19 protein-coding genes are annotated in these 19,583 nt (G+C 69.3%); 10 read left to right on the top strand and 9 right to left on the bottom strand.

Annotated features, from left to right (window positions below; all coding sequences use genetic code 11):
* Positions 1-16: 16 nt before the first annotated feature.
* From ABZT49_RS20155 to ABZT49_RS20135, 5 genes are all read right to left on the bottom strand, one after another.
* Positions 17-445 (bottom strand): GNAT family N-acetyltransferase, encoded by a 429-nt coding sequence (locus ABZT49_RS20155; RefSeq protein WP_355288473.1) that lies wholly within the window; start codon positions 443-445, stop codon positions 17-19.
* A gap of 71 nt (positions 446-516) precedes the next feature.
* Entirely contained in the window at positions 517-1,149 is a 633-nt protein-coding gene (locus ABZT49_RS20150; RefSeq protein WP_355288383.1) for a PRC-barrel domain-containing protein, read from the bottom strand.
* 59 nt (positions 1,150-1,208) lie between these two features.
* Complete coding sequence (locus tag ABZT49_RS20145; RefSeq protein WP_355288381.1) at positions 1,209-1,583, bottom strand: hypothetical protein; 375 nt, start codon at positions 1,581-1,583, stop codon at positions 1,209-1,211.
* Positions 1,580-2,236, bottom strand: coding sequence for a methionine biosynthesis protein MetW (metW, locus tag ABZT49_RS20140; protein WP_355288380.1), 657 nt, complete (start codon positions 2,234-2,236; stop codon positions 1,580-1,582). Before metW ends, ABZT49_RS20145 begins: the two co-directional genes overlap by 4 nt.
* Complete coding sequence (locus ABZT49_RS20135) at positions 2,233-3,405, bottom strand: homoserine O-acetyltransferase (RefSeq protein WP_355288378.1); 1,173 nt, start codon at positions 3,403-3,405, stop codon at positions 2,233-2,235. Before ABZT49_RS20135 ends, metW begins: the two co-directional genes overlap by 4 nt.
* 261 nt (positions 3,406-3,666) lie before the next feature.
* On the opposite strand from ABZT49_RS20135, the gene ABZT49_RS20130 reads away from it, so the two are divergent.
* Positions 3,667-4,509 (top strand): chorismate mutase, encoded by an 843-nt coding sequence (locus ABZT49_RS20130; RefSeq protein ID WP_355288376.1) that lies wholly within the window; start codon positions 3,667-3,669, stop codon positions 4,507-4,509.
* 212 nt (positions 4,510-4,721) lie between these two features.
* Here the strand turns inward: ABZT49_RS20130 and ABZT49_RS20125 are convergent, their stop codons facing one another.
* Positions 4,722-6,068, bottom strand: coding sequence for an MFS transporter (locus ABZT49_RS20125; RefSeq protein ID WP_355288374.1), 1,347 nt, complete (start codon positions 6,066-6,068; stop codon positions 4,722-4,724).
* A gap of 145 nt (positions 6,069-6,213) precedes the next feature.
* Here ABZT49_RS20125 and cyoA point away from each other — a divergent pair, with 145 nt between their 5' ends.
* The 8 genes from cyoA (at position 6,214) to ABZT49_RS20085 (ending at position 14,878) form a co-directional block, all read left to right on the top strand.
* Positions 6,214-7,320 carry a ubiquinol oxidase subunit II gene (gene cyoA / locus ABZT49_RS20120; RefSeq protein WP_355288372.1) on the top strand — a complete coding sequence of 369 codons (1,107 nt, stop codon included), beginning with the start codon at positions 6,214-6,216 and terminating at the stop codon, positions 7,318-7,320.
* A 153-nt stretch (positions 7,321-7,473) separates the two neighbouring features.
* Positions 7,474-9,519: a cytochrome o ubiquinol oxidase subunit I gene (gene cyoB / locus ABZT49_RS20115; RefSeq protein ID WP_355288370.1), complete on the top strand. Its 2,046-nt coding sequence runs from the start codon at positions 7,474-7,476 to the stop codon at positions 9,517-9,519.
* 10 nt (positions 9,520-9,529) lie between these two features.
* A complete protein-coding gene (cyoC, locus tag ABZT49_RS20110; RefSeq protein ID WP_355288368.1) occupies positions 9,530-10,162 on the top strand; it encodes a cytochrome o ubiquinol oxidase subunit III in 633 nt (210 codons plus the stop codon).
* The gene (cyoD, locus tag ABZT49_RS20105) at positions 10,159-10,554 is read left to right on the top strand and encodes a cytochrome o ubiquinol oxidase subunit IV (protein ID WP_355288366.1); all 396 of its coding nucleotides are present in this window, start codon (positions 10,159-10,161) and stop codon (positions 10,552-10,554) included. Before cyoC ends, cyoD begins: the two co-directional genes overlap by 4 nt.
* Entirely contained in the window at positions 10,551-11,288 is a 738-nt protein-coding gene (locus ABZT49_RS20100) for an SURF1 family protein (RefSeq protein WP_407943536.1), read from the top strand. The genes cyoD and ABZT49_RS20100 overlap by 4 nt, the downstream gene beginning before the upstream one ends.
* A gap of 336 nt (positions 11,289-11,624) precedes the next feature.
* Entirely contained in the window at positions 11,625-12,989 is a 1,365-nt protein-coding gene (locus tag ABZT49_RS20095; protein ID WP_355288364.1) for an ATP-binding protein, read from the top strand.
* A gap of 1 nt (position 12,990) precedes the next feature.
* Positions 12,991-13,527, top strand: a complete 537-nt coding sequence (locus ABZT49_RS20090) for a response regulator transcription factor (protein ID WP_355288362.1) — start codon at positions 12,991-12,993, stop codon at positions 13,525-13,527.
* A 103-nt stretch (positions 13,528-13,630) separates the two neighbouring features.
* A complete protein-coding gene (locus tag ABZT49_RS20085) occupies positions 13,631-14,878 on the top strand; it encodes an acyl-CoA dehydrogenase (RefSeq protein WP_355288360.1) in 1,248 nt (415 codons plus the stop codon).
* Here ABZT49_RS20085 and ABZT49_RS20080 read toward each other — a convergent pair.
* The 3 genes from ABZT49_RS20080 to ABZT49_RS20070 form a co-directional block, all read right to left on the bottom strand.
* Complete coding sequence (locus tag ABZT49_RS20080; protein WP_355288358.1) at positions 14,875-15,339, bottom strand: opioid growth factor receptor-related protein; 465 nt, start codon at positions 15,337-15,339, stop codon at positions 14,875-14,877. The two genes, ABZT49_RS20085 and ABZT49_RS20080, sit on opposite strands and share 4 nt — an antisense overlap.
* 219 nt (positions 15,340-15,558) lie before the next feature.
* Positions 15,559-16,809 (bottom strand): acyl-CoA dehydrogenase family protein, encoded by a 1,251-nt coding sequence (locus ABZT49_RS20075; RefSeq protein ID WP_355288356.1) that lies wholly within the window; start codon positions 16,807-16,809, stop codon positions 15,559-15,561.
* A gap of 211 nt (positions 16,810-17,020) precedes the next feature.
* Positions 17,021-17,476 (bottom strand): hypothetical protein, encoded by a 456-nt coding sequence (locus ABZT49_RS20070; RefSeq protein WP_355288354.1) that lies wholly within the window; start codon positions 17,474-17,476, stop codon positions 17,021-17,023.
* Positions 17,477-17,731: 255 nt separating this feature from the next.
* Between ABZT49_RS20070 and ABZT49_RS20065 the strand changes: the two genes are divergently transcribed.
* The gene (locus ABZT49_RS20065) at positions 17,732-19,351 is read left to right on the top strand and encodes an ABC transporter substrate-binding protein (protein WP_355288352.1); all 1,620 of its coding nucleotides are present in this window, start codon (positions 17,732-17,734) and stop codon (positions 19,349-19,351) included.
* Positions 19,352-19,583: the final 232 nt, after the last annotated feature.

Below are 19,583 nucleotides of genomic sequence, written 5' to 3'. Positions count from 1 at the left end.
GGTCGGGCGTCGTGCCTCAAGCCGGGGTGATCGCGTCCCGCACCATCAGGGTCGCGCCGGCGCCGTAGCCGGGGGGCGGCGCCTCGGGGATCGGCTGGAATCCGTGGCGGCGCCAGAACCCGGCGGCGTCGTCGACCGCGACCAGCACCAGGGCGGGCAGGCCGCGCTGCCGGGCCTCCTCCCGCATCAGCCCGACGAGGTCCGCCGCCGCACCGCGCCCCCGCGCCTCGGGCAGGAGGGCGACGTCGTGGATGCACCAGGCGCCCGCCGGCTCCGGCAGGGATCCCAGGAGCGTATCGAGGTCTGGCACCGACCTTGCGTGCCACGGATGGCCGACGGCGTAACCCAGCAGGTCTCCGTCGGCCGTCAGCGCGAAGCAGCCCTCCGGGCAGAGGCGCAGGCGCTCGGTCATCACCGCGTCGTCCTCCGGATAATCCGGGTGGATGCGGGCGGCGATGGCCGAGGCGCCGTCCAGGTCCGACGCCCGCAGCGGGCGCCAGCGGAGATCCGGCGCGGTCAGCGGGCGGCCTCGTAGGTGAAGGTCGGGGCGGCCTGGAGCTGCGCCTTGGTCAGCCGCACCTCGGCCTCCCGCACCGTGCCGTCGGGCCCGGTCGCCAGCACCGTGGCGCGGCCGCGGGGCTCGGGCGCCGCGACCGAGCCGGTGGCCTCGTCGACGGTGCCGCTGCGCTTCATCGGCACGGCGGCGAGCGCCTGGTCGGTGACCTTGGCGCCCGGCATGGTCTCGGGGCCGGCGCTGTTCGCCGCGGCCGCGCCCGGTGCGCGCTCGGGCGTGGTGTGGGAGGGCGGGGCCTCGGCCGCGGCGGCGCCGGTGTTCCAGGCCAGCTTGTCGAACGGCACCGCCACCGATTTCTGGCCGATGCCGAGGAAGCCGCCGACGCCGATCACCACCGCCCGCACCCGCCCGTCCTCGGTCAGCAGCACGTCCTCGATCTCGCCAACCTTGACGTGGTCCATCCCGATCACCTTCACGCCGACGAGCTTCGAGGCCCGGACGCTGCCGGGCTCCGGCCGGGTCAGGAACCCCGCCGCCGGATCGGGGGCGGCCGGCTGCTGGGCGAAGGCGGGGGCGGCCGTCAGCGTGAGGACGAGGGGCAGGGCGCCGAGGAGGGCACGCGGGAAGGATGTCATGTCGGATCTCCGGGCGGGGCGGGCGTGTCACGGCCTCAACGAGGCCGGAGCGCGACGGTTCACCAGCGCAGGCGGTCCATCAGCCCGCCGACGACGGCCCGTGCCGAGCCCGCCGCACCGATCGCCCAGTCCCGCGCCCGGGCGGCGACGCCGCGTGTGGCGCGGGCGCGGGCCTCGGCCTCCTGCGCCGCCAGCATCGCGTGGACGTAGGCGTCCTCCTGCGGCTTGCAGGCGGCGAGCGCCGCGCGCTGCGCCGCCCGCCGCTCCATCCCGAGGGGCTGGCCGGTGAAGGCCTGCCGCACACATGTATGCCAGCGGGTCTCGAGGACCGCGAGGTCGGCCTCCTCGGCGAGGGCCGACCCGCAGGCGAGCGCCAGGACGAGCAGCGCCGGCGAGGGGGCGCCGGCGGGCCGCCGGCGCCGAGACCTGCTCACCCCCGCCGCAGGAGGAACACCCCCTGCGTGCCGACGAGGTTCCACACCCACCACGGCAGGGCGAAGCGCATCGGATGGCCCGAGGCGTCGAGCGCCGAGGCGCGCTCGATCCGGGCGCCGACGAGACGGCACAGGCCGACGAAGTCGCGGATGGTGCAATGGTGGATGTTCGGGGTCGCGTACCACGGATCGGGCAGGGTGTCGGTCACCGGCATCCGGCCGCGCAGCATCAATTCGCTGCGCACCCGCCAATGGCCGAAATTCGGGAACGACACGATCGCGTGCCGGCCGATCCGCAAGAGGTGCTCCAGCACCTCCTTGGGCTGGCGCGTCGCCTGGATCGTCTGCGACAGGATCACGTAGTCGAAGGCGTCGTCCGGATAGGCCGCGAGATCGGTGTCGGCGTCGCCCTGGATCACCGGCAATCCGTGGGCGAGGCAGGCATTGACGCCCTCGCGAGAGAGCTCGATGCCGCGGCCGTCGACGCCGCGCCGGTCGCGCAGGAGGGCGAGCAGCGAGCCGTCGCCGCAGCCGACATCGAGCACCCGCGAGCCGGGCTCGACGAGGTTGAGCATCACCAGGTGGTCGATGCGGGCGGAGCCGGTGGCGTCCTGCGGCAGGCCCGCCGGGGCGAGGGAGGCTGTCGCGCTCACAGGCCGCGCTCCCGGGCTGCCGCCGCGATGAAGCCTTTGGCCGCCGAGATCATCGCCGGCTCGTCGAGCAGGAAGGCGTCGTGGCCCTTGTCGCTCTCGACCTCCACGAAGGCGACCGGCGCCGCCGCAGCGTTGAGTGCGTGGACGATCGCCCGCGAATCGGCGGTCGGAAACAGCCAGTCTGAGGTGAAGGACATGATGCAGAACCGCGTCCGGGTGCCCCGGAAGGCGTTGGCGAGCACGCCGCCATGGTCGGCCGCGAGGTCGAAATAATCCATCGCCCGGGTCAGGTAGAGGTAGGCGTTGGCGTCGAAGCGCTCGACGAAGGTGATGCCCTGGTGGCGCAGGTAGCTCTCGATCTGGAAGTCGGCGTCGAACGAGAAGGTCGGGGCGTCCCGGTCCTGGAGGCGGCGGCCGAACTTGCGGTGGAGGGCCGGCTCCGACAGGTAGGTGATGTGCGCACCCATCCGGGCGACGCCGAGCCCCTTGGCCGGCCGCGTGCCGACGTCGAGGTAGCGCCCGCCATGCCAGTTCGGATCGGCCAGGATCGCCTGCCTTCCGACCTCGTGGAAGGCGATGTTCTGGGCCGAGTGGCGCGCGCCGGTCGCGATCGGCATCGCGGCGAAGACCCGCTCGGGGTAGCTCGCCGCCCATTGCAGCACCTGCATCCCGCCCATCGAGCCGCCGATGCACAGGAACAGGTCCTTGATGCCGAGCCGGTCGAGCAGCATCGCCTGGCCGCGCACCATGTCGCGGATCGTCACCAGCGGGAAGTCGAGGCCGTAGGCCCGGCCGGTCGCCGGGTTCAGGGAGGCCGGCCCCGTCGTGCCCATGCAGGAGCCGACGACGTTGGCGCAGATCACGAAGTAGCGGTCGGTGTCGACCGGCTTGCCGGGCCCGACCAGCCGCTCCCACCAGCCGGGCTTGCCGGTGACCGGATGGGTGTTGACGACGTGCTGGTCGCCGGTCAGCGCGTGGCAGACCAGCACCGCGTTGCTGCGCGCCTCGTTCAGCGTGCCCGCGGTCTGGTAGGCGATCTGCCAGGGCGCGAGGTCCATGCCCGCATCCATCGCCAGGGCTTCGTCCGCTCCGAACAGGGCGACGGGGCTCGTCGGCTCGACCGCCTGGGAGGCGGGATCGAGGCCGGGCTTCAGGAGTGGTGTGGCCATGCTTCTCACGGGGCTGTCGCCGGGCGGCGGGCTTGACGAGGCTTTGGCGAAGAATTCCGGAAGCGGTTCGTTCTCCAAACCGGACCGGTCGTTAAAGCGTCCAAAAATTCCGCTTCAACGGACGAAAGAGGTAGGGCTTCGCTGTCGCGCCGTCAATCGACGGAAGGGACTTCTCTCGCGCGCCTGAGCGCCGGCGGCCCTGGCCCGCGGGCCTGGGGGGTCGTAAGACGGATCTTTCCCCTTCTGCCTCAACGGGACGCCATGACGACCCCGCCCGCCGACCTCGCCGCCCTCCGGGCCGACATCGACCGCATCGATTCGGCCATGCACGACCTCCTGATGGAGCGCGGCCGGATCATCGACCGGCTGATCGCCGTCAAGAAGACATCGGCCTCCGGCTCCGCCTTCCGGCCCGGCCGCGAAGCCTCGATGATGCGCATGATCGCCGAGCGCCACCAAGGCCTGCTCCCCCTCGACACGGTGGAGGGGATCTGGCGGGTCATCATCGCCACCTTCACCTACGTGCAGGCGCCGTTCGCGGTCCATGCCGACGTCTCGGGCGGCGACGCGCCGATGCGCGATTCGGCCCGGTTCCATTTCGGCTTCACGGTGCCGTACCGGCCGCATCCGAGCGCCGCGGCGGTCATCGCCGCGGTGGCGGCCTCGCGCGGCGACCTCGGGGTCTTCCGCCTCGACCAGGGGGTGACGGCGGGCGCCTGGTGGCGCCTGCTCGCGGGGGAGGGCCGCCCGAAGGTCATCGCCCGGCTGCCCTTCATCGAGCGGCCCGGCCACCCGGCCGGCACCCCGGTCTTCTGCATCGCCAAGCCCCTCGACGATCCGGGCGCAGCGCAACGCGACTGGGTGCTCTACGCCGCCCGGTTCGAGCGATGGCGCGACGAGGCGGCTGCCGCGGTGGTGGAACTGGGTGGAGAGGTGGTGGCGAGTGCCGGGATCGGCGGGGGGTTGAGCCAGCTCCTGGCCCTGCCCGGCAGTGTCAGCCCGGAGGAGGCGAGGGCGGCGCTCACCGAGGCGGGCGCGGCGCCGGGCGCCTTCGAGGAGATCGGCAGCCACGCGGCGCGGTTCCGGGTGGGGCAAAGCGAATGATGAAAATGATCAGGTAAAAAGTAAGACGCGGGATCCCCTCTCCCGTGTGGGAGAGGGGTAGGGGTGAGGGTGCTACGGTTCTGAGTCAGGCTTCGACCGTTCAGCTCTCAGCACGACGCTCAGCGTTACACACTGAAGCGTGTCACCCTCACCCCTACCCCTCTCCCACACGGGAGAGGGGATCCCACGTTTTATTCTCAAGCTGCTCGATTCTAGGCCGTCGTGCCGAGCCGCCGGTTGAGCCCGAGTGCGCCGAGCGTGCAGACGGCACCCGACAAGAGGTACACGCCGACCCACGGCAGGCCGAGATGGCTCGACGCGTAGAGGGCGACCAGCGGGGCGAAGCCGGCCCCGACGAGCCAGGCGAGGTCGGAGGTCAGCGCCGAGCCGGTGTAACGGTACTTGGTGCCGAAATTCTCCGCGATGGCGCCCGAGCTCTGGCCGTAGGCGAGGCCGAGCAGCGCGAAGCCGACCACCACGAAGATCGTCTGCCCGGCCATGCTGTCGCCGAAGAGCAGCGGGGCGACGATGCTGCCGAGCGCGAACAGGCCGATCAGCGCCGCGGCGAGCGCGATGGTGGAGCGCCGCCCGATCTGGTCGGCGATCAGGCCCGACATGACGATCGTCATCGTGGCGACGGTGGCACCGGCGAACTGCACCATCAGGAACTCGCCGACCGAGCGGCCGGTGAACAGGTTGATCCAGCTGACCGGAAACACCGTGACGAGGTGGAACAGGGCGTAGCAGGCGAGCGGCACGAAGGCGCCGACCAGGATGTTGCGCCCGCTCGCCCGCACCGTCTGGAGAACCGGCTCCGGCTCGAGCTCGTCGGCCTCGAGCAGGCGGCGGAACTCCTCGGTCGCGACGAGGCGAAGCCGCGCGAACAGGGCCACGACGTTGATCGTGAAGGCGACGAAGAACGGGTAGCGCCAGCCGAAGCCCATGAAGTCGGCATCCGACAGCTGGAGCTGGAAGAACGCGAACAGCCCGCTTGCCAGCATGAAGCCGACCGGCGCGCCGAGCTGCGGCAGCATCGCGTACCAGCCGCGGCGGTTTTCCGGGGCGTTGAGGGCCAGCAGCGAGGCGAGCCCGTCCCAGGCGCCGCCGAGGGCCAGGCCCTGGCCGATGCGGCATAGGCCTAGCAGCACCGCCGACCAGGTGCCGATGGTCTCGTAGCCCGGCAGGAACGCGATCAGGCAGGTCGAGAGGCCGAGCAGGAACAGCGCGATGGTGAGCTTGGTCGCCCGGCCGTAGCGCCGGTCGATCGCCATGAACAGCACCGAGCCGACGGGGCGGGCCACGAAGGCGAGGGCGAAGAGCCCGAAGGCGTACAGCGTGCCGGTCACCGGCTCGGCCCAGGGGAAGACCAGGCGCGGGAACACCAGCACGCAGGCGAGGCCGAACACGAAGAAGTCGAAGAACTCGGAGGTGCGGCCGATGATGACCCCGAGGGCGATCTCGCCGGGGGCGACGTGACCCGGCTCCGACGAGGCCAGGCGGGCATCCCGTTCCGGCTTGGAGGAGTTTGCGGCGGCGGGATCCGCCGTGATCGTGGCCATATCGGAATCCTGCTTCGTCACGCTACGAAGACCCCTTCCTTAGAGGAGAACCGGCCGTTTGGGGGCCTGGACAAAACGTCCAATCCCCCCGGAGCCCCGGCGGGCGTACAGGACAGGAGCCGAAAGCTGATCGTCCGGGCTGCCCGTGAAACACTTGCGCCTCCTCCTCGTACTTCCGTTCATCCTCCTCACCGGAGGATGCAATATGGTGCTGCTCTCGCCCTCCGGCGACGTGGCGCTGCAGCAGCGTAACCTGCTGATCGCCTCCACGGTCCTGATGCTCCTGATCATCATTCCTGTGATGGCGCTCACGATCGCCTTCGCCTGGCACTATCGCGAGGGCAACAAGAAGGCGGTCTACGACCCCGATTTCCATCACTCGATTGGTCTCGAGGTGGTGATCTGGTCGGCGCCGCTGCTGATCATCGTGGCGCTCGGCGCGCTCACCTGGCTCGGCACCCACCTGCTCGATCCCTACCGGTCGGTCAGCCGCATCAGCGCCTCGAAGCCGATCGTCTCGAGTGTCGGCGACCCGATGGTCTCGGGCAAGCCCCTGGTGGTCCAGGTCGTCGCCCTCGACTGGAAGTGGCTCTTCCTCTACCCCGAGCAGGGCATCGCCTCGCTCAACGAGGTCGCCGCCCCCGTCGACCGGCCGATCGAGTTCCGCATCACCTCTTCTTCCGTGATGAACTCGCTGTTCATCCCGGCGCTCGCCGGCCAGATCTACGCCATGCCGGGCATGCAGACGCGGCTCAACGCCGTGATCAACAAGGCCGGCGACTACGAGGGCTTCTCGGCCAATTACAGCGGCGCCGGGTTCTCGCACATGCGCTTCACCTTCAAGGGCGTCGACGAGAGCGGGTTCAACGCCTGGATCGCCAAGGTCAAGCAGGAGGGCGGCGGCCTCGACCGGGCCGGCTACCTGAAGCTGGAGCGCCCGAGCGAGAAGGAGCCGGTGCGCTACTACAAGACCGTCGATGCCGACCTCTACGACGCGATCCTCAACATGTGCGTCGACCGCGCCAAGATGTGCATGCACGACATGGCGGCGATCGACGCCCGCGGCGGCGGCGGCCGCGAGGGCCTGCACAGCGTCATGAGCCTCACCTACGACAAGGCCGTCCGCCGCGGCACCGGCGCGACCCAGCAGGCGACCTTCGTCACGGCCCTCTGCACCCCCGCCGACGCCTACGGCCTCGGCAACGCCGCGAAGACGTCCGCCGCGTCCACTACGACGCCGCGCCTGAACTGAAACCCGTCGCACCGGCCGCGAACGGCCGGTGCCGAAGCGGTCGCCGGTTCGGCGGCGACCGCGATGCGCGAACAAGGAGCCGAGCCGAGCTGCCCCGTGCCGCTCTGCCTGGATCCGACCCCGAACAGACCGACCTGCACTCCAGGCTGAGCCATGAATTCCGAGCACAATCCGATCGAAGCCTACCCGCATTGGTGGCGGCTGCTGTTCGGCCGCTTCACCATCGAATCCCTGCCGCTCCACGAGCCGATCGTGGTGGTGACCTTCCTGGTCGTGGCGCTCGGCGGCCTCGCCGTCCTCGGCGTCTTGACCAAGTACAAGCTCTGGGGCCCGCTCTGGCGCGACTGGCTGACCAGCGTCGACCATAAGAAAATCGGGATCATGTACATGATCCTCGGGCTCGTCATGCTGCTGCGGGGCTTTGCCGACGCGGTGCTGATGCGCTCGCAGCAGGCGATCGCCCATGGCGGCGCCGAGGGCTTCCTGCCGCCGCACCACTACGACCAGATCTTCACCGCCCACGGCGTGATCATGATCTTCTTCGTGGCGATGCCGCTGGTCACCGGGCTGATGAACTTCGTGGTGCCGCTGCAGATCGGCGCCCGCGACGTCGCCTTCCCGTTCCTCAACAACTTCAGCTTCTGGATGACCGCCGGCGGCGTCGTCCTGACGATGATGTCGCTGTTCGTCGGCGAGTTCGCGGCCACCGGCTGGCTCGCCTATCCGCCGCTCTCGAACATCGCCTACTCGCCGAGCACCGGCGTCGACTACTACATCTGGGCATTGCAGATCGCGGGCGTCGGCACGACGCTCTCGGGCGTCAACCTGATCGCCACCATCGTCAAGATGCGGGCGCCCGGCATGTCGATGATGAAGATGCCGGTCTTCACCTGGACCTCGCTCTGCACCAACATCCTGATCGTCGCCTCCTTCCCGGTGCTCGGGGCGGTGCTGGCGCTCCTCACCCTCGACCGCTACGTCGGCACCAACTTCTTCACGAACGATCTCGGCGGCAACCCGATGATGTACGTGAACCTGATCTGGATCTGGGGCCACCCCGAGGTCTACATCCTGGTGCTGCCGGCTTTCGGCATCTTCTCCGAGGTGACCTCGACCTTCTCCGGCAAGCGTCTGTTCGGCTACGCCTCGATGGTCTACGCCACGGTCGTCATCACCATCCTGTCTTACCTGGTCTGGCTGCACCACTTCTTCACCATGGGGTCGGGGGCGAGCGTCAACTCGTTCTTCGGCATCACCACGATGATCATCTCGATCCCGACGGGCGCGAAGATCTTCAACTGGCTGTTCACCATGTATCGCGGCCGGATCCGCTTCGACCTGCCGATGATGTGGACCGTCGCCTTCATGCTGACCTTCGTGATCGGCGGCATGACCGGCGTGCTGCTCGCCGTGCCCCCGGCCGACTTCGTGCTGCACAACTCGCTGTTCCTGGTCGCGCACTTCCACAACGTGATCATCGGCGGCGTGCTGTTCGGCCTGTTCGCCGGCATCTACTACTGGTGGCCGAAGGCCTTCGGCTTCCGCCTCGACCCGTTCTGGGGCAAGGTCTCGTTCTGGTGCTGGGTCGTCGGCTTCTGGGTCGCGTTCACGCCGCTCTACATCCTCGGCCTGATGGGCGTGACCCGGCGCATGAGCTCGTTCTCGGGCACCGAGTACCAGCCGCTCTTCGTCATCGCGGGCCTCGGTGCCCTCCTCGTCGCCTGCGGCATCGGCGCGATGCTCGTCCAGTTCGCCGTCAGCATCCTGCGGCGCGAGCAGCTTCGCGACCTCACGGGCGACCCCTGGGGTGGCCGCACCCTCGAATGGGCGACCTCCTCGCCGCCGCCGGCCTACAACTTCGCCTTCACCCCGATGGTGCATGACGGCGACGCCTGGTGGGACATGAAGAGCCGCGGCTACGAGCGTCCGCTCCAGGGCTTCAAGGCCATCCACATGCCCAAGAACACCGGCGCGGGCGTCATCATCGCGGCCATCGCCACCGTCTTCGGCGTCGCCATGGTCTGGTACGTCTGGTGGCTGGCAGCAATTTCCTTCGTCGGCGTGATCGCGGCGACCATCATCCACACCTTCAACTACGACCGCGACTACTACATCCCCGCCGACGAGGTCGCGCGGACCGAGGACGAGCGCACCCGAGCGCTCGCCACGGCCCCGGCCCCCACCCCCGTCGGCGCCTGAGGACCCCGCCATGGCACACGCACACACGGCCGCAGCGGACGACGGCGAGCTGCACTTCTACGTCGCCGACGACGAGCACGGTCACGCCGAGGGCGGGACCATGCTCGGGTTCTGGCTCTACCTGATGAGCGACTGCCTGATCTTCGCGATCCTGTTCGCGACGTACGGCGTGCTCGGACGGAACTACGCGGCGGGCCCGTCCGGCGCGGACCTGTTCGACCTCAAGCTCGTGGCGGTGAACACCGCCATGCTGCTCTTCTCCTCCATCACCTACGGCTTCGCCATGCTGGAGATGGAGAAGGGCGACCAGCGCATGACCCAGCGCTGGCTGGCGATCACCGGGGCCTTCGGCCTCTGCTTCATCGGCCTCGAGCTCTACGAGTTCGCCCACCTGATCCACGAGGGCGCCACGCCCCAGCGCAGCGCCTTCCTGTCCTCGTTCTTCACCCTGGTCGGGACGCACGGCCTGCACGTCAGCTTCGGGTTGATCTGGCTCGTGACCCTGATGGTCCAGGTGCACCAGCGCGGCCTGATCCAGGCCAACCGCCGCCGGCTGATGTGCCTGAGCATGTTCTGGCACTTCCTCGACGTGATCTGGATCGGCGTCTTCACCTTCGTCTACCTGATGGGGTCCCTGACATGAGCGCCCGCGCTCCCGCTTCCGACGATGTCCACATCGAGGTCGTCCACGACCACCACGAGGCCGGGCACGGCTCGCGCCGGGGCTACATCACCGGCTTCGTCCTGGCGGCGATCCTGACGGCGATCCCGTTCTGGCTGGTGATGGCGGAGGTCTTTTCGGACGCCCGCGTCACCTCGCTCGTCATCATGGCCTTCGCGGTCGTGCAGATCGTGGTCCACATGGTCTACTTCCTGCACATGAACGCGCGCTCGGAGGGCGGCTGGACCATGATGGCGCTGATCTTCACCATCGTGCTGGTGGTGATCGCGCTCTCGGGCTCGCTCTGGGTGATGTACCACCTCAACACCAACATGATGCCGGTGTCGCCGAGCGACATGCGCACCATGCCGTGACGGCGAGCGACGAACCGCAACGGACGGCCGGGACGGCTCTGCCGCCGCCCCGGCACAAGCGCCTCTTCCTGGTGGCGCTCTCGCTGCTCGCGACCGCCCTGTTCCTCGGCCTCGGGATCTGGCAGGTCGAGCGCCGGGCCTGGAAGCTCGATCTCATCGCCCGGGTCGAGGCGCGACTCGCCGCTCCCCCCGTCCCGGCGCCCGGCCGGGCCGCGTGGCCGACCATCTCCCGCGACGCCGACGAGTACCGCCGCGTCATGGCGCGGGGCCGCTTCCTCCCCGACCGCGCCGTCCGCACTCTGGCGGTGACCGAGAAGGGTGCCGGCTCCTGGCTGCTCGAACCCCTCGTGACCGAGGCCGGCGACACGATCCTGATCAATCGCGGCTTCGTGCCGGCCGAGTGGCAGCCTTCGCCGGGAGACGGGGAGGGGAGTGCGACGGTGACGGGCCTGCTGCGCCTGCCGGAACCCGGAGGCGGCTTCCTGCGCAGCAACGATCCGGCTCACGACCGCTGGTACTCCCGCGATGTCGCGGCGATCGCGGACGCCAAGGGTCTCGGTCCGGTGGCGCCCTACTTCATCGATGCGGATGCCTCCGGCAACCGGCCGGGCGCGCCGGTCGGCGGGCTCACCGTCTTGGCGTTCCGCAACCACCACCTGATCTACGCGCTGACGTGGTTTGGGTTGGCGGCCTTGTCGGGCTATGCGGCCTACCGGGCGCTGCGGGAGCGGTGACGGGTTCTTTGAGGTGATGAGTTCGAGACGGGGCGCGCGCGCGAGAACCCTCCTTCGCAGAAGGCAGGACTGTTCGGGGAAAAGAAGGGGCGCGTCTCCCCTCTCCCGTGTGGGAGAGGGGCTGGGGGTGAGGGTGGCTCGGCTTCAGAACAAACCGCTGAGCGTCGAGCTGCGTAGCTCAGCGGTTCAGGATTATTGCGGCACCCGAGCCACCCTCACCCCTACCCCTCTCCCACACGGGAGAGGGGATCCCGCGCTTGATTCTGAAAGGGATTTTGCCCGGACAGCCCTGCGCAGAGGGAGGAGGGTTCTCGCGCCCGCCCCAATGGGTCGTGCATGACCGACTGGCCCGACCTGCGCCGCACCACCCGCGCCACCCTCGTCGCCGCCGCGCGCCACCTCGGCATCGGCTCGCTCGCCGGCCTCGGCGAGTCCGGCGCGCCTGAGGACCACGATGGCGGCCGCCAGAACCTCCTCCTCCTGGTGCAGCTGCGCTGGATCGCGGTGGCGGGCCAGGTCGTCACCATTGCGGTGGCGCAAGGAGGCCTCGGCATCGCCCTGCCGCTCGTGCCCATGGCGGTGGTGCTCGCCGGCCTCGTCCTCCTCAACCTCGTCAGCCTGGGCTGGATCGCCCGCGGCGGCGGCGTCACCGAGGGGGTGCTGTTCGTGGCCCTCCTCCTCGACGTGGTGGCGCTCACGCTGCAGCTCTCGTTGAGCGGCGGCGCCACCAACCCGTTCACGTCGCTGTTCCTGCTCCAGCTCACCCTCGCGGCGGTGCTGCTCAGCAGCCGGGCGACGATCGGCCTCGTCGCCATCACCACCGCGGCGCTCGGCGTGCTGATGCTGGCCTACCGGCCGCTGGTGCTGCCGCCGGGCGACAGCGGCGAGCTGTTTCGGCTCTACCTCGTCGGCATGCTGGTGAGCTTCGTGATCGACGCCGCGCTGATCGCGGTGTTCGTCACCCGGATCTCGCGCAACCTGCGCCGGCAGGACGCGCGGCTCGCCTCCTTACGCCAGCGCGCGGCGGAGGAGGACCACATCGTCCGGATGGGCCTCCTCGCCTCGGGGGCGGCGCACGAGCTCGGCACGCCGCTCTCCTCGCTCTCGGTGATTCTCGGCGACTGGCGCCGGATGCCGGAACTGACATCGTCGCCCGACATCGCCCGCGAGATCGAGGAGATGCAGGAGGCGGTGGGGCGCTGCAAGGCGATCGTCACCGGCATCCTGCTCGCCGCCGGCGCCGCCCGCGGGGAGGCGCCCCACCTCACCACCGTGCGCGGCTTCGTCACCGAGCTCGTCGGCGACTGGCGGCGGATGCGCTCCTGCTTCTGCCTCCAGGTCCGGGACGAGTTCGGCGAGGACCAGGAGATCGTCTCCGACACCGCCCTCAAGCAGGTTTTGTTCAACGTCCTCGACAACGCGCTCGACCTGTCGCCGAACTTCGTCGAGCTGGTGCTCTCGCGCGACGGCGACACCCTGCGGCTCTCGGTCACCGATCGTGGCCCGGGTTTCGCGCCCGAGATGCTGGCGCGGCTCGGCCAGCCCTATACATCGAGCAAGGGGCGCCTCGGCGGCGGGCTCGGGCTGTTCCTGGTCGTCAACGTCGTGCGCAAGCTCGGCGGCACAGTGGAGGCCCGCAACCGCAGCTACGGAGGCGCCGTCGTGACCATCAGCCTGCCGCTCTCCAGCCTGACGGTGTAGGATGACCGACGACGACCGCCTGCTCGTCATCGTCGAGGACGACGACCGCTTCGCCGCCACCCTGACCCGCTCGCTCGAGCGCCGCGGCTATACCGTGGTGAGCCTCGCCGGCCTCGCCCCCCTCGAAGCTTTGCTCGCCGAGCGCACGCCGACCTACGCCGTGGTCGACCTGAAGCTCAACGGCGAATCGGGCCTCGCCTGCGTCAAGGCGCTCCACGACCACGATCCCGGCATCCTCACGGTGGTGCTCACCGGCTATGCCAGCATCGCCACGGCCGTCGAGGCGATCAAGCTCGGTGCGTGCCACTACCTCGCCAAGCCCGCCAACACCGACGACATCGAGGCGGCGTTCTCCAAGGCGGAAGGCGACGTCGACGTCTCCCTCGACGGCCGGCCGACCTCGATCAAGACGCTCGAATGGGAGCGCATCCACCAGACCCTGGTCGAGACCGACTTCAACATCTCGGAGACCGCGCGCCGGCTCGGGATGCATCGGCGCACGCTCGCCCGCAAGCTCGACAAGCAGCAGGTGAAGTAGGAATCCTGGCGCATGGCTGGCGCGTGCGGAATGCGGTTTCGCATCCTGGCGAAGCCGGCGCACCCGGGGTAACGTCCCGCCCGAAATGCAAGGAGGAGACGAGATGAACGCCCCGTCCGCCGCGGTCGCGACCCAGACCAACCTCAGCCCGGTGAAGCCCAACGAGGGCACCCGCGGCGCGTTCCGGTGGGACGACCCGTTCCTGCTCGACGACCAGCTCACCGACGACGAGCGCCTGATCCGCGACTCGGCCCGCAGCTTCGCCCAGGAGCGCCTGCTGCCCGGCATCGTCGAGGCCTATGCCGAGGAGAAGACCGACCGCTCGCTGTTCAACGCCATGGGTGAGCTGGGTCTCCTCGGCGTCACCCTGCCGGAGGAGTACGGCTGCGCCGGCGCATCCTACGTCGCCTACGGCCTCGTCGCCCGCGAGGTCGAGCGGGTCGATTCCGGCTACCGCTCGATGATGAGCGTGCAGTCCTCGCTGGTGATGTACCCGATCTACGCCTACGGCGACGAGACCCAGCGCAAGAAGTTCTTGCCGAAGCTCGCCTCCGGCGAGTTCGTCGGCTGCTTCGGCCTGACCGAGCCGGATGCCGGCTCGGATCCCGCCGGCATGAAGACCCGCGCCGACAAGATCGACGGCGGCTACCGGCTGTCGGGCGCCAAGACCTGGATCTCGAACGCCCCGATCGCCGACGTGTTCGTGGTCTGGGCGAAGTCGCCCTCCCATGACAACCAGATTCGCGGCTTCATCCTGGAGAAGGGGATGAAGGGGCTCTCGGCGCCGAAGATCAAGGGCAAGCTCTCGTTGCGCGCCTCGGTCACCGGCGAGATCGTGATGGACGGCGTCGAGGTGCCGGAGAGCGCGCTGCTGCCGAACGTCTCGGGGTTGAAGGGTCCGTTCGGCTGTCTCAACCGGGCGCGCTACGGCATCTCCTGGGGGGCGCTCGGCGCGGCCGAGGATTGCTGGCACCGGGCGCGGCAATACACCCTCGACCGCAAGCAGTTCGACCGGCCGCTCGCCCAGACCCAGCTGGTGCAGAAGAAGCTCGCCGACATGCAGACCGAGATCGCGCTGGGCCTCCAGGGCTCGCTCCGGGTCGGCCGGCTGTTCGACGAGGGCCGGATGGCGCCGGAGATGATCTCGTTGGTCAAGCGCAACAATTGCGGCAAGGCGCTCGCCATCGCCCGAGAGGCGCGCGACATGCACGGCGGCAACGGCATCATGGGCGAGTACCACGTGATGCGCCACGCCCAGAACCTCGAGACGGTGAACACCTACGAGGGCACCCACGACGTCCACGCCCTGATCCTGGGCCGGGCGCAGACCGGGCTGCAGGCGTTCTTCTAATCCTCGACCGCCCTCCGCCAATATTCGAGGCTCTCCGGGTTCACCGGGGAGCCTGCCGCCAGGCTGAGGATGCGATCGTGGAAGGTCCGGGCTGCGTCGATCCCGACGAGGGCGCGCAGGCACGTGAGGATGCGGGTGATACGCAGGTGGTTGTGGTCGTATGGCCTTAGCCACCCCTTGGAATGGATGTAGAAGCCGTTCATCCGGAGTGCTGCCGTCCAAAGATTGTCCCGCGCCCACGAATCGCGCCGGATCGCATCCGCTTCCTCCTCCCCGAGCACCGGTGACCCAGGAACTGCCCGACTCGGCTCTCGCAGCGGGAACAGCCACTGGATGTAGTCGTGCACGCTTTCGAGCTGAGCGTCGCTGAAACTCAGCACCTCGGCGAAATTGCGCCCGTTCCCGTCCGGACCCCGGAAGGTGAGAAAGGCGTGGATCGGTCCCGCGATCGGCTCATCCATGCCCGCCTCCTCTCGTCATCCCTCCCGATCTATGGCGAGGCGCAGCGGCGGACAGGCGGGGCGGTCGCGCGATCCAACACGCATGATACGACTTCCGTCTGATCTATTCCAAAAACAAGGCGCGTCTCCCCTCTCCAGGCGATGCCGGGCTTGCCCGGCATCGCCTGGAGAGGGGAGACGCGCTCAATCGTTATCTGGTTGAATCAAGCGGAAAGCGTATCAGGCCTTCGGCCGCTCGCGGTTGCCGTACTGCGCCAGCTCCAGCCGGGCGATCGAGCGGTTGTGGACCTCGTCCGGCCCGTCGGCGAGGCGCAGGGTGCGGATGCGGGCGTAGGAATAGGCGAGGCCGGCATCGCTGCTGACGCCGGCGCCGCCATGGGCCTGGATCGCGTCGTCGATGATCTTCAGCGCCATGCGCGGGGCCGCCACCTTGATCATCGCGATCTCGAGCTTGGCGCCCTTGTTGCCGACCTTGTCCATCATGTCCGCCGCCTTGAGGCAGAGGAGCCGCGTCATCTCGATGTCGGTGCGGGCCTCGCCGATGCGCTGCTCCCAGACCGAGTGGTCGGCGATGCGCTTGCCGAAGGCGACGCGGGTCAGCAGGCGCTTGGCCATCTTCTCCAGCGCCTCCTCCGCCACCCCGATGGTGCGCATGCAATGGTGGATGCGCCCGGGCCCGAGCCTTCCTTGAGCGATCTCGAAGCCGCGGCCCTCGCCGAGCAGGAGATTGTCCGCCGGCACCCGCACGTCGTTGAGGATCACCTCGGCGTGGCCGTGGGGCGCGTCGTCGTAGCCGAAGACCGGCAGCATCCGCACCACCTCGATCCCTGGCGTGTCGAGGGGGACGAGGATCTGCGATTGCTGCTGGTGCAGGGGGGCGCTGGTGTCGGTCTTGCCCATCACGATGGCGACGGCGCAGCGCGGGTCGCCGACGCCCGAGGACCACCACTTGCGGCCGCTGATGACGTAGTGGTCGCCGTCGCGGCGGATGCGGGTCTCGATGTTGGTGGCGTCCGAGGAGGCGACGTCCGGCTCGGTCATCAGGAAGGCCGAGCGGATCTCGCCCGCCATCAGGGGGGTGAGCCAGCGCTCCTTCTGCGCCTTGGTGCCGTAGCGGTGCAGCACCTCCATGTTGCCGGTATCGGGCGCCGAGCAGTTGAACACCTCGGAGGCCCACTGGATCCGGCCCATCTCCTCGGCGCAGAGCGCGTAGTCGAGGTTGGTCAGGCCCGCACCGCGGAACTCGCCGTCGTCGTGCTGGGAGGAGGGGGGCAGGAACAGGTTCCACAGGCCCGCCTCGCGGGCCTTGGGCTTCAGCCGCTCGATCACCGGCACCGGCTGCCAGCGATCGGTACCGAAGGCCTCCATCTCGGCCTTGTAGGTCGGCACCGCCGGGCGGACATGCTCGTCCATGAAGGCCCGGACCCGGTCGCGCCAGTGGCGCTGCCGCTCGGAGAGGGTGAAGTCCATCCGCGATTCCTCCCGTCGCCGGGGTCTCGCGCCCCGGCCTGTTCGGGCAGGAGCCTAGCGCCAACCGTGCGCCAGCAAAACCGCCTTTTCGAAAGGGAGGGGAGGCATCGGCTGCGCCGGCGCCGTACCGGATTTTCGAATGAGGAGCCCGGTGAGAGGAAGGGGCCCGCCGCGATCACCTGGTTTCCCGGAACGATCGCGGCGATCCCGCTTACTTCGCCGGATCGACCAGCGTCAGCTTGCCGGTGAACGGCTGGTCCTGCTTCGACGTGGCGGTGCAGCCATAGCTGTACTCGCCCGGCGCGATGGTGCGCAGGCGGATCTCGCCCTTGCCGTTGGCCTTGACCAGGTAGGCATCGTTGCTCGCCACGTGGACCACGTCGCCGTCGTGGTGCAGCACATTCTTGTTCTGGAAGATCTGCGGCGCGGTGAGCGACACCTGCAGGTTCGACTGGTTGGTCACGTGCAGGTCGACATTGGTCTGGGCCGGCAGGCGAAGCTCGGCGGGGGCGCAGCGCGGCGCGCCGTTCTCGGCGGTGATCGTCACCTCGACCGGGGGCATCGCGTCGGTCTTCGGCGGCGGCAGGTCGTTGGCGGCGCGGGCCCCGCCCGGCAGGGCGAGCGCGAGGACAGCGGCGGCCGCGGCGAGGCGGGCGGGGATCGGCATCGGGGACTCCTCACGGAGGGGTTGAACGAGGTCGAGGCCAGAACGCCAGGTCGCGTCCGATGTTTCCTCGCCCGATCGCTTGCCGCCCGCGACCCGATGCCCGATGCCCTCGGGCAAGCGACGACAAATCTTCTCCGGACCGGGCCTGCGGGAGACGACAGGCCTCCGGACGGAGCGGAAATTGCCGCGCTTCGTCCATTGCGCCGGCGCTGCGTTGCAGCAAGGATGGCGCCCGAACGACGACGGGGACACAGGATGATCATCGACCGCCGCGACGCCCTCAAGCGGGCCGGTCTTCTCGCGCTCGGCACCGCGGCCTGGAGCCCGGCGGCCCTGACGCGGGCGCTCGCCCAAGGAACCGGGACTCCCCGGCGCGGCGGCGTGCTGACGGTGCAGCTCAACGGCGAGCAGCGGGTGCTCAATCCGGCGATCCGCGCCTCGACCGGCGTCTACGTCATCACCTCGAAGATCGTCGAGCCGCTGGTCGACCTCGACCAGGACGGCAAGCCGGCCGGCGTGCTCGCGACCTCCTGGGAGGCGGCGCCCGACGGCAAGACCGTGACCTTCAAACTGCGCCAGGGCGTGACCTGGCACGACGGCAAGCCGTTCACGAGCGCCGACGTGCAGTACACCGCGATGGAGCTGTGGAAGAAGTACCTGAATTACGGCACCCAGCTTCAGCTCTATCTCGACGCCGTCGACACGCCCGATCCCCACACGGCCGTCTTCCGCTATTCCCGGCCGATGCCGCTGAACCTGCTGCTGCGGGCGCTCTGCGACCTCGGCTACGTCGCCCCCCGGCACGTCTTCGAGGGCACGAACGTGCTGGAGAACCCGGCCAACACCGCGCCGATCGGCACCGGGCCGTTCAAGTTCGTCAGTTACGAGCGCGGCCAGCACGTCATCGCGGAGCGCAACCCGACCTACTGGCGCGAGGGTTTTCCGTACCTCGACCGGATCGTCTGGCGCTTCATCACCGACAAGGCGGCGGCCTCGGCCGCGCTCGAGACCGGGCAGGTCCAGCTCTCGACCTACAACGCGCTGGCGCTCGCCGATCTCGACCGGCTGAAGTCGGACAAGCGCTTCACCGTGTCGAGCAAGGGGCTGGAGGCCAACGCCTTCAACAACACGCTCGAATTCAACACCCGCCGCAAGGAACTGGCGGATGTCCGGGTGCGCCGGGCGATCGCGCACGCCATCGACGTGCCGTTCTTCATCGAGAACTTCATCTACGGCCTCGGCAAGCCGGCGACCGGCCCGATCCCGTCCTCCTCGACCGCGTTCTACCCGGACAACCCGGCCCCCTACGCCTTCGACCCCAAGAAGTCCGCGGCGCTCCTCGACGAGGCCGGGTTCAAGCGCGGCGCGGGCGGCACCCGCTTCTCGCTCAAGCTCGTGCCGATCATGAACGGCGAGGACGTGCCGCTCCTCGCCACCTTCATCCAGCAATCGCTCCAGGCGGTCGGGATCAAGGTCGACATCGTCAACCTCGATACGGCGGGCGCCCTCTCGACCGTCTACCGCGACTGGAACTTCGATCTCGCCACCGGCTGGCACCAGTATCGCGGCGATCCGGCGGTCTCGACCACGGTGTGGTACCGCTCCGGTTCGCCGAAGGGCGCGCCCTGGACCAACCAGTACGGCTGGCAATCCGACCTCGTCGACCGCCTCACCGACGAGGCGGCGAGCGAGCTCGACCCGGAGAAGCGCAAGGCGCTCTACGCCCAGTGGGTGAAGGCGGTGAACGACGAGATCCCGGTCTGGATGATGACCGAGCGCACCTTCCTGTCGGCGACGAGCAAGCGCGTGCACGGGGATCACAATACGCCGCGCTGGGGCTCGGGGGATTGGCACGACGCGTGGATCGAGGGGTGATCATTTCCTTGATGACGCGCGCGACGCTGAACCCTCCCCCCTCTGCGGGGGAGGGTGGCCTGCGGAGCAGGCCGGGAGAGGGGAACCACGCTTCCGGACAAGGCGGAACCGTTCCGACGAGCGCCACCTGGAGTAGCGTCGCGCTGCCCCTCTCCCGCCCCGCTCCGCGGGGCACCCTCCCCCATCCCAAGTCGGGCTTACCCGACTTGGGCACAGGGAGGCGGAACTCGGG

The organism is Methylobacterium sp. EM32, from assembly GCF_040593685.1.
In the GTDB taxonomy this organism is placed as follows: domain Bacteria; phylum Pseudomonadota; class Alphaproteobacteria; order Rhizobiales; family Beijerinckiaceae; genus Methylobacterium.
This window is presented reverse-complemented; position numbering and strand designations above follow the sequence as displayed.

Bases quoted from the DNA above. Each gene is read 5' to 3' on its own strand.
- ABZT49_RS20150 (WP_355288383.1), bottom strand. From the start codon at position 1,149: ATGACATCCTTCCCGCGTGCCCTCCTCGGCGCCCTGCCCCTCGTCCTC.
- ABZT49_RS20135 (WP_355288378.1), bottom strand. From the start codon at position 3,405: ATGGCCACACCACTCCTGAAGCCCGGCCTCGATCCCGCCTCCCAGGCG.
- ABZT49_RS20130 (WP_355288376.1), top strand. From the start codon at position 3,667: ATGACGACCCCGCCCGCCGACCTCGCCGCCCTCCGGGCCGACATCGAC.
- ABZT49_RS20125 (WP_355288374.1), bottom strand. From the start codon at position 6,068: ATGGCCACGATCACGGCGGATCCCGCCGCCGCAAACTCCTCCAAGCCG.
- cyoB (WP_355288370.1), top strand. From the start codon at position 7,474: ATGAATTCCGAGCACAATCCGATCGAAGCCTACCCGCATTGGTGGCGG.
- cyoC (WP_355288368.1), top strand. From the start codon at position 9,530: ATGGCACACGCACACACGGCCGCAGCGGACGACGGCGAGCTGCACTTC.
- cyoD (WP_355288366.1), top strand. From the start codon at position 10,159: ATGAGCGCCCGCGCTCCCGCTTCCGACGATGTCCACATCGAGGTCGTC.
- ABZT49_RS20095 (WP_355288364.1), top strand. From the start codon at position 11,625: ATGACCGACTGGCCCGACCTGCGCCGCACCACCCGCGCCACCCTCGTC.
- ABZT49_RS20090 (WP_355288362.1), top strand. From the start codon at position 12,991: ATGACCGACGACGACCGCCTGCTCGTCATCGTCGAGGACGACGACCGC.
- ABZT49_RS20085 (WP_355288360.1), top strand. From the start codon at position 13,631: ATGAACGCCCCGTCCGCCGCGGTCGCGACCCAGACCAACCTCAGCCCG.
- ABZT49_RS20080 (WP_355288358.1), bottom strand. From the start codon at position 15,339: ATGGATGAGCCGATCGCGGGACCGATCCACGCCTTTCTCACCTTCCGG.
- ABZT49_RS20075 (WP_355288356.1), bottom strand. From the start codon at position 16,809: ATGGACTTCACCCTCTCCGAGCGGCAGCGCCACTGGCGCGACCGGGTC.
- ABZT49_RS20070 (WP_355288354.1), bottom strand. From the start codon at position 17,476: ATGCCGATCCCCGCCCGCCTCGCCGCGGCCGCCGCTGTCCTCGCGCTC.
- ABZT49_RS20065 (WP_355288352.1), top strand. From the start codon at position 17,732: ATGATCATCGACCGCCGCGACGCCCTCAAGCGGGCCGGTCTTCTCGCG.